The sequence below is a fragment of the Nostoc sp. genome (assembly GCF_036917155.1).
Taxonomy (GTDB): domain Bacteria; phylum Cyanobacteriota; class Cyanobacteriia; order Cyanobacteriales; family Nostocaceae; genus Nostoc.
Genome location: NZ_JBALDZ010000144.1, coordinates 1 through 11,328, shown reverse-complemented (window position 1 = coordinate 11,328; position 11,328 = coordinate 1). Strand labels below are relative to the sequence as shown.

General features: G+C 37.5%; 8 protein-coding genes. 3 read left to right on the top strand and 5 right to left on the bottom strand.

The features are described 5' to 3' along the window. Positions 1–96: 96 nt before the first annotated feature. The 3 genes from V7K67_RS19640 to V7K67_RS19630 are packed head-to-tail and all read right to left on the bottom strand — an operon-like array spanning position 97 to position 4,932. Positions 97–324 (bottom strand): hypothetical protein, encoded by a 228-nt coding sequence (locus tag V7K67_RS19640; protein WP_334733873.1) that lies wholly within the window; start codon positions 322–324, stop codon positions 97–99. A 55-nt stretch (positions 325–379) separates the two neighbouring features. Further along, the gene (locus tag V7K67_RS19635) at positions 380–2,638 is read right to left on the bottom strand and encodes a glycosyltransferase (protein ID WP_335168006.1); all 2,259 of its coding nucleotides are present in this window, start codon (positions 2,636–2,638) and stop codon (positions 380–382) included. A gap of 8 nt (positions 2,639–2,646) precedes the next feature. Next, positions 2,647–4,932, bottom strand: a complete 2,286-nt coding sequence (locus V7K67_RS19630; RefSeq protein WP_335168004.1) for a glycosyltransferase — start codon at positions 4,930–4,932, stop codon at positions 2,647–2,649. Between the two features lie 168 nt (positions 4,933–5,100). Between V7K67_RS19630 and V7K67_RS19625 the strand changes: the two genes are divergently transcribed. From V7K67_RS19625 to V7K67_RS19615, 3 genes are all read left to right on the top strand, one after another. After that, complete coding sequence (locus V7K67_RS19625; RefSeq protein WP_334733876.1) at positions 5,101–5,889, top strand: ABC transporter permease; 789 nt, start codon at positions 5,101–5,103, stop codon at positions 5,887–5,889. Beyond that, positions 5,886–7,241: an ABC transporter ATP-binding protein gene (locus tag V7K67_RS19620; protein ID WP_335168002.1), complete on the top strand. Its 1,356-nt coding sequence runs from the start codon at positions 5,886–5,888 to the stop codon at positions 7,239–7,241. The genes V7K67_RS19625 and V7K67_RS19620 overlap by 4 nt, the downstream gene beginning before the upstream one ends. Before the next feature lie 130 nt (positions 7,242–7,371). Further along, positions 7,372–8,808: a tetratricopeptide repeat-containing sulfotransferase family protein gene (locus tag V7K67_RS19615; RefSeq protein WP_335168000.1), complete on the top strand. Its 1,437-nt coding sequence runs from the start codon at positions 7,372–7,374 to the stop codon at positions 8,806–8,808. Between the two features lie 348 nt (positions 8,809–9,156). Here V7K67_RS19615 and V7K67_RS19610 read toward each other — a convergent pair whose 3' ends face one another. Further along, the gene (locus V7K67_RS19610; protein ID WP_334733879.1) at positions 9,157–9,675 is read right to left on the bottom strand and encodes a DUF5989 family protein; all 519 of its coding nucleotides are present in this window, start codon (positions 9,673–9,675) and stop codon (positions 9,157–9,159) included. Positions 9,676–9,763: 88 nt separating this feature from the next. After that, positions 9,764–11,245, bottom strand: coding sequence for a carbamoyltransferase family protein (locus tag V7K67_RS19605; protein WP_335167998.1), 1,482 nt, complete (start codon positions 11,243–11,245; stop codon positions 9,764–9,766). Positions 11,246–11,328 lie beyond the last annotated feature (83 nt).

The following is an 11,328-nucleotide window of genomic DNA, read 5'->3' as shown; positions in this document are numbered from 1 at the left end:
TCGAAAAAGGTTAAACACAGAGGTACTGGAACAATAACCAATCCTCCTGTGTTTGTTGTTTCAAGCACTGCATAGCCTTAACTGAACCGTATTGAATTATAAGGAAAATGCTGAAAACCCCTGAGAAACAGCAACGCAGTTGCGTATTTCGTACTTCAGGCAGGGGATGAAAGCTAATAGCACTATGCAAGGGTGTTCTGATTTAATCTTTTTGGTTGGCACACCTTCTGTTATGGCTTCTGCAAGTAGAGCTTTAATGAACTCTGGTGATGCTTCACTATCTGCCAAGACTTGCATTGTGCGCTCGGCATCAGCAGTAGTCATTTTGGAAAAGTCAAAAATTATACCTTAATGCCACACATAAACAAAATACAAGAGATCAACGCCAGGTGCGTAGAAGGGATTTTCCCACTAGCAGCAACCTGTTTAATATTAAAGATATGCCCCCATCGCTGTACACCTTCTTAAGCTTATTAGTGACAAGAGAAAGTATTTCCATACCCGTCATATTAACATTAAATTCAACTGTGTTTTGTGAAGGATTATCCCACAGCCAAGACGCACCATTTTGATTTAGTAAATGATAAATCTCTGCCCCATAATCTTGGTATAGCTGAGGATGTTCTTCAGCAATTAACTCATAAAGATAAAGCAGTTGTTCGCGGTTGCTATTTTGCAAACGGGAATCAGAACGAATGCGATAAAAATAGTGTAGTTCAGGAATTACAACTCCCAGCCAACCTTTTTCACACATATTAACCCAGCATTCGTAATCTTCTAAATTCTCTGCCAACACAGATTTCATGCCGCCAGCAGCAAGGTAAGCAGCCTTTCTTACTACAGTACAAACACCAAGAGTGTTGTGACAAAGTAGATAAGGAAATTCCGTATTCCAAGCCACCCAAACTTTTTCGGAATTACCAAACTCTTTAATCCAAGAAGCAACAAAACCGACATTTTGGTATTGCTTTAAAACCTTTGCTGCTTGTGGATAAAAAGTTGGAGAAATTTGATCATCAGCATCCAGAAAAGCAATGTATTCACCACTAGCTATCTCTACCATTTTATTTCTCGCTGTGGCTACACCAAGATTTTGGGAGTGAATAATTTTTAGGTTACTATATGTTTGCTCGATAACTGCTAGAGTTTCAAGACTCTTTTTCTCTGTACTACCATCGTTGAAAATAATCACTTCTAAGTCAGGATAGGTTGAGGCAAATACAGAGTTGAGTGTTTCACCTATGTAGTGACCACAGTTGTAGAATGGAATGCAAATAGATATTCTACCTTTGATGCTTATATCTGTATCTACAACTAAAGATGAGGGATAAGAAACTTTGCCGTGAGGTAGATAGTTTAAAGAGGGAAAAATATTTCTATCTTCATGCTGCCCAATAACTTTTTTCAAATGTGCCATCCGTTTTGACAATACATTTTCCGGGGCAGAAATTTTCAAAATTAAAGTCCGAGCTTTTGACCCTATATCTAAAATTTCAGTTGTTGAATAACTGAGAACCTGCTTTAATTTATTAGCGAAATCATTACTGTTCTGCCAATCAAAAACTAAACCTCCTTGCATTGCTGCTGTTTGTAACATTTCAACATGACCAACAGCAGATGAGGCTAGAATCGCTTTACCTAAGAGCATAGACTCCAAGCAAGTATTAGGAAAATTTTCCCAGAGAGAGGGAAGAACTACGCACCATGCTTTCTTCAGTCTTTCATATAGTTGTGCCTGGGGTAGAGGTGAAGAAATTATTAGTTTACCTGAATTAATATATTGACGATATTTTTCTGTTAAATAAGCTTTCATATAACAGCCTTGGAGGTGATACCAAGTATCGCCACCAATGGCTGTAAGTTGAAAATTTATGCCTGCATCCCACAACTGACTGCAAGCTTCTAACAAGGGGATAATACCTTTTCTAACTTCTAACCTACCGAAGTAAACTATATCTCCCGGCGTGGGTAAGGATAATGGTAATTGCTCTTTATGTAAAAGTTTCTGAGGTGCTGGTAAAGGGATAATTTCAATGTCGAGATCGGGATTTAAAGTCGTTTTTACCTGCTGGGCAATGTACTGAGTAGGAGCGAAAATTCCATCAGCAGCGAGAATGCAAAACTTTTCCATTCTTCCTACCCAGTAATCACAAAGATGATAACTAGGCATTTTGTCAGCAGGATAAAGCAGATATTGAGGACTATGTAGGTTGAGAACTATCGGTACTCTTTGTAGTTCTGGACAGCCTAATAACTTTTTTTGCAGTAAAAAATAAGCAATCCCGCTATAGTCTTCGCTCTCAATAATATCTGGTTGGCCATGAATGCGAATATAATTAATGACTTCCTCTGCTAACTGATAGCTGATTGCCCCCCAGTAACCCATAACGTTATGTGGGAAGGCTGGATGAGTTTCAGAACGGGGATGAGCTTTTGTAGAATTTAATAAATAAGTATCTTTAGGAACTATTTTAATAATTTTTAGCTTGTTTTCTTCTTCAATTCCTGTTTGAGGACTGCGGGCAAAAACAGTGATGTCATGTCCAGCATCAGAAAACATCGCCGCCATATTGCCAACATAGGTAGCAATCCCACCAGGAACTGGAGGACATTCACTGGCAATCAAAAATATCTTCATATATATATTTAGATTTCCTCTTCTTGAGTCAAACGAAGCGATCGCTTAAGTTTAAACCACTGTGTTCTGAACTTCCAGAACTTGGATGATTCCATCGCTCGTTTTTTCCAAGCTAATTCGTGTCTTTCTTGTTCGAGTTGATGTGTTTGTCTCTCTAAGTGACGCTTTTCCTGCCATAAATGGCTTAAAGCTTGTTCTTGATGCAAGTATTCTAGGGCAAGAAGTAGCATTTCTTCAGCTAAAGCCAGATTGATGATTGGTTTGGCTCTAGTTTGGCATGAAGCGATCGCCTCGGTAAATAGGGTATCCATACGTTCAACCATCTGATCTAAGGAAAATAGTTCAACAACTCGTTGCCGTGCGTAGTAACCGATTTTACAACGCAACTCGCTATCTTGAATTAAAGGAATTAATGCTTTCAGGTATGACTCGACTTCGCTGACCTCATTTTCTGCTTTAGGAACTAAAAACCCAGTTCCAGGTATGACTAATTCTGCTTGTCCTCCAACATCTGAAGCAACGACTGGTAATTGCATAGAAATTGCTTCGTAAATCACCAGAGAAATCCCTTCATAAGCTGATGGGAGTAACAAGATGTCGGTTGCACAATAAATAGCAAGCATTTCTTCAGGATTAATAGCAGGCAATATATGAAAGTGTGAATTTAAACCAAAGTGACTAATTTTTGCCTGCATTTCGGGTAACAAATGACCATTACCCACAACAATTATCGAGACGTTGAAAGAGTGAGCAACTAATTCTTGAACAATCTTAATTAAAAGTAGAGGACGTTTCTGTTCTACTAAGCGTGCTGGGAATAGAATTACAACTGACTCATGAGGAATTTTCAGTTGCGATCGCACTTGGTCACGTTTCTTTTTATCCTGCACCCATTTATTAGTATCAACGTTAGTATAACTAACTTGCAATTTCTCAGTAGTTTGCGGATTCAGACATCGATAATATTCCGCAAGGTGATGAGAAGATACGATTTGCAAGTCCAAAAATTGGCTAAGTTTACACGAAAGACGTGGATATCCACATCCATGCCAACCAGGATCTATAGTATGAGTAAAGTCAATAAAAGCGATATCAGGAAATTCGTGACGCAGTAAGGGTAATAAGTAATAAGCAATGTAAGAATTAGAAATAAAGACAATATCAATTTGACGTGATTGAATAATATATTTAGTGAAGCCTAACCAGTCACTATCTTGTAAAAAATTGGGCAAATGAAATATATCTGATGTGACTGCATAAAAATGTTTCTGCCAAGGATGCTCTGATTTGGAAGTTGTAACAATAGTCAGTTCATAACCACGAGTTGCTAATAGAGTCACTAAATCGATATTAAATTTGTCAGCACCACCAACTTCTAAGTGAGGGAAAAAGCAAAGTATGTATTTGCTGGAGTAGTCTTTTTCAAGAGGATTAATAATATCTATTTTCGGGAAGCGGAAATCCGAAGTAAAGTTATATCGTTCGATACTGATATCGGGAAGATAATTGTGATTAAAAAAATCTTCATAGCGAGACTGAATTAACTCTGTGACTCGTTTTTCTTCTGTAACGTTTGCTTTAGAAATTGTTAGTAAACCAGAATCAATCCGACGGTAGCAATCTAAGTATTCAGGTATTGTCCAACCTTTTTGATTGTTGGCTATGGCTTTGAGCCACCTTTCCCAATCTTCATAAAATCTCAGATTTTCATCAAATCCCCCCAGACAGTCGAAGTCTGACTTGCGATAAAGTAATCTACCTGTAACCCAATTTTGGTGAATAAATTGCGAGGGTTTATTAAAGCCGTGAGTCCACCAATATTCTTGAGCTTGAAAACCAACTGAGTAGGAGTTAACAAAGGAAAACTCTCGATGAGTTTCCAAAAATAGCACGCACTTCTCTATATAAGTAGGATCAATCAGGTCATCTAAATCCATGAAAAATAAGTACTTACCAGTTGCATAGGTAATGGCTGTGTTCCTACCTGCTGCTAGTCCTTTGTTAGTATGATGCTGCAAGGTTTTAATTTTTCCGTATCTTTTGGGTAAAGATTGAAACAAGACGCACGCTTCTGGTTCGGTAGAGCAGTCATCAACAATTATCCATTCAAAATTTTGGAATGTCTGATTGATTATAGATTTATAAGTAGCTTCAAAATACTTATGAGCGTTAAAGAATGAAGAAACAATGGATACAATTGGTTGCTGATATACTGGACTAGAAAATTTACATTTTCTTGTTTGCAGTACATTGATAAATTCGCTGACAGCAGGGAAAGGTGTAACTGTAGACATAAAATAAGCAAACTGCTAGTGTTTACCTTGATTGTTAGTTGTTTACCTGCCTTGGAATTAAGTTCCAATGCTAATAGCCCAAGTGCGTTTCAACACACTAAGTTCAAAATGATACTTTACAAACATCATTTGGCAAGCAATCTTAAAAAATGTATACAATTCCCAGGTATGAAAAATTACTTGTTTTTTAATAATCTTTACAAATATCGGCGCTACATTTTTTACAACGCTTGGTATGAATTGCGTTATCGTTATGCTGGTACAGGTATAGGTATCCTTTGGAACATTATTAATCCTCTGTGCGAAATTCTCATTTACACAGTTGTATTTTCTTTACTACTTTCTCGTGGTGCGAGGGGGAGTTCCTACGCTTTATATCTTATGGCTGGACTGCTACCTTGGCGGACATTTTCGGAAACTATTGCGAGTGGTAGCAATGCTTTTGTACAAAATTCTATTTATCTGCGACGTTTAGCAATTCCTTCTGAGGTTTTTGTGGCTAAAGTCACTTTAACTTCGCTATTTCTGCTGTTTATTTACCTAGCTTTAGTGCTTCCTATTGGTCTTTTGTTAGGTGGGCATCTAGGTTTTGGAATATTGTTATTACCAGTGTTGGGAGTAATTTTAGAAGGCTTAGGTTTTGGTATGGGGTTAATTTTGGCTAACTTGCAAACTCTTTTTCCCGATGTCAAGCAGATTTTACAATTTTTAATTCCCTTATGGAGTTGGATGATACCTATTTTTTATCCAGAATCCATTGTTCCCAAAAATATTTTACCTTGGCTTTATCTGAATCCACCCTATGCATATATTCAGTCAGTTCGCAATATCATTTTAGAAAATCAAATGCCAGGATTTCATGTTTGGCTAATTATGCTTGGGTGGCTAGCTTTATTTGTTTGGTTAGGTAATGTTGTCAATCAAAAACTCCAAGATGAGATTAGAGATGTGATATGAGTGATGATATTATTTTGCAGGTGAATAATTTAAGTAAATGTTTTAAGATTTATCCAAATCCCTGGCACCGTGCTAGAGAATGGTTAAGTTTGGGAAACAACACTTATCATCAGCCTTTTTGGTCGTTAAAAAATGTGTCTTTTACAGTGCATAAAGGCGATTTTTTTGGCATTATTGGGGAAAATGGAGCGGGTAAAAGTACATTATTAAAAATAATTACCGGGGTGTTGAAGGCAACATCAGGAAGTTATCAATTAAATGGTAAAGTTCTCTCACTCCTAGAATTAGGAACTGATTTTAATCCCGAACTTAGTGGACGAGGAAATGCAATTTACAGCGCTGAATTGTTGGGATTTCCCCAAGGATATGTGCAAGAACGAATAAAAGAAATTGAAGATTTTTCGGAATTGGGAGACTTTTTTGACCGTCCCATGAAGTTATATTCTTCTGGAATGAAGACAAGATTAGCTTTTTCTTTATTTGCGTTTTTGGAATGTGATGTTCTGATTTTAGATGAAGTTTTAGCAGTTGGAGATATTTTCTTTCAACAGAAATGCTATGCCCGTCTTGAGGAACTGATAGCAAAGCAGATTACGATTATTTTAGTGACTCACCAGTTAGCATCAGTACAGCAATATTGTAAAGAAGTGATTTTGCTGCATCATGGAGAAAAAATCTTTCAAGGAGAATCGATGAAAGGTATTATTAAGTTCCATCAACTAAAGATGGGTTTGGTTAATAATGTTTCTCCGCCTGTTCTTCAAGAAAAGGTAGAAGTACCTTTAGAAACACCAGATGATTTTTTTTGGCCTGCTGATGAAGTTTTTATTCCCGTTTCTTTTCCCCAGGCGAATTATGCTCAACTAATTAGTTACGCTATTTGTAACGTTAAGGGCGAGGGTTGCGTCAATTTTTTGCAAGGTGAACAAGCTTACTTATGCTGCGAGTTTCAACTGAAAGAGAGTATTGCTGTACCCATTGTAGCTGTATTCATTACTAATAAATTTAATGTCCGAGTTCATGTAAAAACTTCATTTCAACATAAAGTTAGCGTTCCTAATCAAGTTAATAAAGGGGATTATGTGCGTTTTTGTCGCAGTATAAACCTCAATATAGCTCCAGATGAATATGTTCTCGGTTTTGGTTTAGCCACCATGAACCCTAATGATTATGCACGTTTAGATGAACTTCCACAAGCGGAATTTAACAGCCGCATTCAGATTTGCGATCTTTATGAAAAAGTGGGTGTTTTTTATGTTACGTCTCATTATAGTAACAATCATCACTCTCATTTTGGATTGTGTAATTTGCCGGGAAAGGGGCAAATTCAAGTTATTACAAGCTCAAAGTAGTAATAAGCGATCACTCCCCCATTACTTTTCACTTTAGTTGACAAAAATTACTTTAAAATTTAGATATCATCAGTCTCAAAAACTGAGTTTAAGAAGCTAAATCAATCACACAATGGCAAACGTAATAATTATGGAGTATCAGCTAAAAAAATTAGTAAGTCATTATCGAAAAGCTCTACAGATAAAGCCTGACAACGTAGCTGTTTATGACAAAATAGCCGAACTTTATTATGAACAAGGAGAATTAGATAAAACTCTCGAAATTTGCCAAGAAGCTTTGCAAATTCAACCAGATTTAGCATCAGTACCTAAAGTCTTAAACAAGATGCTACAAACTCTAGGTTTTGAAGGAGAAGAAATTACTGCCTTTCAAAATATTCACCAAAATCAATTGGATTATGAAAGCTTTCATGTGCTGCTGTCACGTTGTCAGACAGTTAAAACTACTGCTGATGTTAAAACATGGAAGGATGCTATTGTATTGGGATATGACTTTAAAGAAAAAAAGCAATGGGATGAGGCAATTACTACTTATATGAAAGCGATTGAAATTGAACCATCCTTATGTTTATCTCATTTTATATTGAATTATATAAATAACTATTGTTTTACCCCTGGACTCAACCTATTAGAGAGAATAATTGCCTTCTATCATCAAATTATTCAAGGACGTTTAACTTCACCCTATGCTTATGTAGTTTTAGGAGATATGTTAACCAAGCAAGGTAAAGTATCTGAGGCTATTATTGCCTATAAAGTTGCCATGAATAAAACCATTCATTTGAATCAAAAGATTACAAACAAGTACATAAATTCTCCTAAAATTGACGATGTAAGCTTCTTAATTATTGGTATGGGTAAAGCTGGCACTTCTTCGCTTTACTATTATCTGTGCCAACACCCTCAAATTATCCCAGCTACCGACAAAGAATTACATTTTTTTAATAACAAATTTGACCTCGGACTTGATTGGTATCTAGCTCATTTTCCTCCCCTTCCTGTAGAAGGAGGCTTTTTAACCGGAGAAGCAACTCCTTGGTATCTCGGTAGCTATGAAGTTGAAAAAAAAGTATTTCAGCTATTTCCCCAAATTAAGCTAATTGCTATACTACGTAACCCAGTAGATAGAGCCATTTCTCAATATTATATGAATGTTAAATTGATGAAAGAACATCGTTCTTTAGAAGTAGCGATGACATCTGAAGTGGAAATCCTGAAAGACATAGCCGATCCTACCCAAGTCATTGAGAAATACTGGCAAACAGAAAAAGGATATCTCTGGTCGGGTTTATACGTTTATTTCTTAGAAAAATGGATGACTGTTTTTCCGAGAGAACAGTTTCTAATTTTGCGAAGTGAAGACCTTTCTAGTCAAACAGATAAAACTATGAAACAGGTTTATAATTTTTTAGAAATAACTGATTACTCGCTTTCAGGATACCCCAAGGTGAATTCTGGTTCTTATTCAAAAACTAACAACGAATTACGCAAAAAATTATCTGATTTTTTTCAACCGCACAATCAGAAGTTGGAAGATTATCTAGGTATGAAATTTAATTGGGAATAATTATATTAAGTAGGTGGGCGTAAATAAAGTTAACTGGTGGGGGTCGTCATTTGTCATTGGTAAGGGTTTCAGCCATGTTTACGTTTCGTAACATAGTTTGGTTTATTCCCGCCTACCTACTTAGAGGGTGTTTGAAAAGTGGTTGGCTGTGATTTTAATCGAATTATTACCCCCCTTAATCCCCCCGATATATTGGGGGGAAACAAGAAAATCCGGTTCCCTCCCCTTTATAAGGGGAGGGTTAGGGTGGGGTGGGGTAAAAAATATTTGACACATCAATCATGACTTTTCAAACAACCTCTTAGAGAGATTATCAATATTTTGGCGATCAGCAAATTTAAACCCAAATCAGAATAAAGTATAAATAAAGGGAGCAAAAGCAGACGCTTTCACAAAGAACAGAATTAAACCTAAAACTAGCAGCAAAACTAGCACTGGAAGTAATAAGTAATGCCCGTTACGAATGAAATAGGCAACTACCCAAAATAGTTGTAGCATTAAAGGACGCTTTTTAGCCCCAAGCTGAAGCGGTTGTATATCCTCTTGACTTTCCCACTGTATCCATCCTTCAACTTGAGCCAGAAATTTATCTTGCCAAGCATAGAATGAATTATTTGTTTTTTGTCTTCTGAGCAATACTCCTATCGGTAAAATAAATAAAAAATAGCTAGCTAAAAGAATTAATATAAATATTTTTTCACCTATCTTTTCTGTCAGCTTTTGCAAGAATTTCTGGAGCAAAGAAATAGCAGAGGGAAGAATAAGACTGATTGCTATTAACCCTATTCCTATATAAAGAATGGCTTTCCATAAATTATCATGAGTGTTGATCACAAATAAATAGTGAAAACCACCAACAAGCGTCATCAACCAACCCAGAGTTAGCCCAAAAACAATCTGTTCTTTAAGTTGAGCCAGATGTTTTCGTTGCTTCAATCTTTGTAAATACGAGAATTTAGTCAAGTTCAAACCTCCTCAGCCATTGAATGCGTTCTTCATCCGAAAGAGGTTGCTGTTTTTGGGTATTCCGGTCAAAAAAGCGATCGCCAATAACCAAGTAATCAATTTCCGTTACCATAAAACAACGATAAGCATCCTCGGCTGTATTCACAATTGGTTCACTTCGGACGTTGAAGGATGTATTAACAATTACAGAACAACTAGTTAAAGCTTTAAATTGGGTTAATATCCCGTGCATAAAGGGATTGCGATCGCTATCCACAGTCTGAACACGAGCCGAGTAGTCTACATGAGTTACAGCCGGAATATCCGAACGTGGCACTTTTAGTAAATCAATGCCGAATAGACCCTCTGTTGCTGCGTGTAGCCGTCTGCTCTCTTTCACCGGATAAGCCAGCAGCATATAAGGACTTTCTTGCTGAATCTCAAAATACTCTGCTGCATCTTCTGCTAATACCATCGGTGCAAAAGGGCGAAAACTCTCACGGAACTTAATCTTTAAATTTATATGGCTTTGCATATATGGAGAGCGAGCATCGGCTAAAATTGACCTGGCTCCCAAAGCCCGCGGCCCAAATTCCATTCGTCCCCGTGCGACTGCGACAACTTTACCCTCTGCTAATTTTTGAGCAATTAATTCTTGCAGTACTTCCTCGCTATGAGTCTGCCAAACAGCTTCTAAACGCTTTAGCATTGCATCATCTAGTTCGGAAGCAGGGGAGATATTAGTACCCAAAAAAGCTCCTTGCATCGCATCAAGTTGAATGGGAGTTCTCATGTTACTTAGTTTTTGATGCCAGAACCATAAAGCTGCTCCCAATGCACCCCCAGCATCCCCAGCCGCAGGTTGAATCCACAACTTGTGAAATAGCCCCTCACGGGATAATTTGCCCATTGCCACTACATTGAGTGCTACACCTCCCGCCAAACAGAGATTTTCCTGCTGGGTTTGTTGATGAATGTAGAGTGCGATCGCTAACACCGCCTCGTTTAAGATAACTTGGATACTGGCGGCAATGTCCATTTCCTTTTGAGTAATCAGCGACTCTGGTTGACGCGGTGAGCCGCCAAACAGTTGGTGAAAGCGATCGTTGGTCATTGTTAAACCGCCGACATAATCAAAGTAATGCTGGTTCAGAATAATCGAGCCATCAGAATTGAGGTGAATTAACTTTTCTCTGATTAAATCGGCATATTTCGGTTCTCCGTAGGGAGCTAAACCCATAAGTTTATACTCCCCGCTATTGATTTTAAATCCGGTGTAGTAAGTAAAGGCTGAATATAACAGACCAAAGGAATTAGGGAACCGAATTTCTTTTAGCAATTGAATTTGATTTTCTCGTCCTATCCCAAAAGTAGCGGTAGACCATTCGCCAACTCCATCAATTGTGAGAACAGCTGCTTCTGAGAAGGGAGAGGGAAAGAACGCACTAGCAGCGTGGGAAAGGTGATGATCGCAAAAATAGTAATCGTTCATGGGGGTAAATTATTGCTGAAATCGGGCAAAATCTAATGTGTGAAGAAGTTACAGCAATTAAACACACAAGCAGATCCATCTGG